Origin of the sequence: Duganella vulcania, from assembly GCF_009857655.1 — a bacterium.
Classification (GTDB): domain Bacteria; phylum Pseudomonadota; class Gammaproteobacteria; order Burkholderiales; family Burkholderiaceae_D; genus Rugamonas; species Rugamonas vulcania.
The window spans coordinates 1-1,228 of sequence record NZ_WWCX01000251.1; the positions used below are offsets into that span (position 1 = coordinate 1).

1 protein-coding gene is annotated in these 1,228 nt (G+C 56.5%); it reads right to left on the reverse strand.

All coding sequences use genetic code 11. From position 1 onward, the window contains the following. Window positions 1–19: 19 nt before the first annotated feature. Window positions 20–1,170, reverse strand: a protein-coding gene (locus tag GTP90_RS35760; protein ID WP_161087937.1) for an IS3 family transposase whose coding sequence is annotated in 2 segments (ribosomal slippage) — window positions 20–927 and window positions 927–1,170 — 1,152 coding nt in all. Because the reading frame shifts where the segments join, the coding sequence is not laid out codon by codon here. Window positions 1,171–1,228: the final 58 nt, after the last annotated feature.

A 1,228-nucleotide genomic window follows, 5' to 3' on the forward strand; every position in this document is an offset into this window, starting at 1 on the left:
CTGAATCGCCACGAGTCTGCTAGACACCCGCGAGCCGTTCAAAATGCCTTCGCTCATACTCTGCTGGCGAAAGCCTGTCATTAAATCCGTGACGGCGCTTCGGATTGTAGAACATCTCGATGTAGTCGAAGATGTCCTGCCTGGCGTCGTCCCTGGTTGCATAGATCTTTCGCTTAATGCGCTCGCGTTTTAGCAGCTGGAAGAAGCTTTCAGCGACTGCATTGTCGTGACAGTTTCCACGCCGGCTCATGCTGGGCTTCAGCCGATGCGCCGTCAAAAAATCGCTCCAGTCCTTGCTGGTGAACTGCGAGCCCTGATCCGAATGAACCATTACAGGATAGACTGGTTTGCGTCGCCAAACCGCCATCAGCAGCGCATTCATCGCCAGCTCCGTATCAATCCGCGAACTCATCGACCACCCTACGACCTGGCGTGAAAACAAGTCGAGCACAACTGCCAGGTAAAGCCAGCCTTCATGGGTTCGGATGTAGGTTATGTCGGTCACCCAGACCCGGTTTGGCTCAAGCACGTCAAATTGCCGCTGCAGATGATTCGGCGCCACCACCGATGGCACGCCGCCGCCTTTCCACTTGCGCTTGCCGTATCCGGTCTGCGAACGCAGGCCCGCTGAGCGCATGATGCGGTGAACGCGATTGATGCCGCATCGCTCTCCGAGGTCGCGCAGGTCGTCGGATACCTTGCGATAGCCGTACACTCCACCGCTTTCAAGCCACGCCTGCTTTATGTGGCCAAGCAGGCGCTTGTCTTCCTTGGCCCGCTTGCTCTCAGGCTGTACGCACCACGCATAGAAACCGCTCGGATGAACTCCCATCATCTGGCACAAGCGCCGTACCGGAAACTCGTCCTGGACTTCTTGAATGAAGGCGTACCTTACCCGGACGTCTTGGCAAAGTACACCGCGGCCTTTTTCAATATGTCGCGCTCCTCGGTAACGCGCTTCAATTCGGCCTTCAGTCGCCGCATCTCGTCAGACTGGGCGTCCTGAGCTTTGCGCTCGACTTCAGGCACGCCATACCGCTTTGTCCACACATAGATGCTGTGGATACTGACGCCAAGTCGCTCAGCGACCTCGGCCGCTGGGTGTCCGCGCTCAAGAACCTGCTTGACCGCAGCGACCTTAAATTCTTCCGTGTAACGCTTCCCACTCATGATTTCTCCTTTGCCTAAATTATGGCTCAGGAGTGTCTACAATGGTCGTGGCGATTCA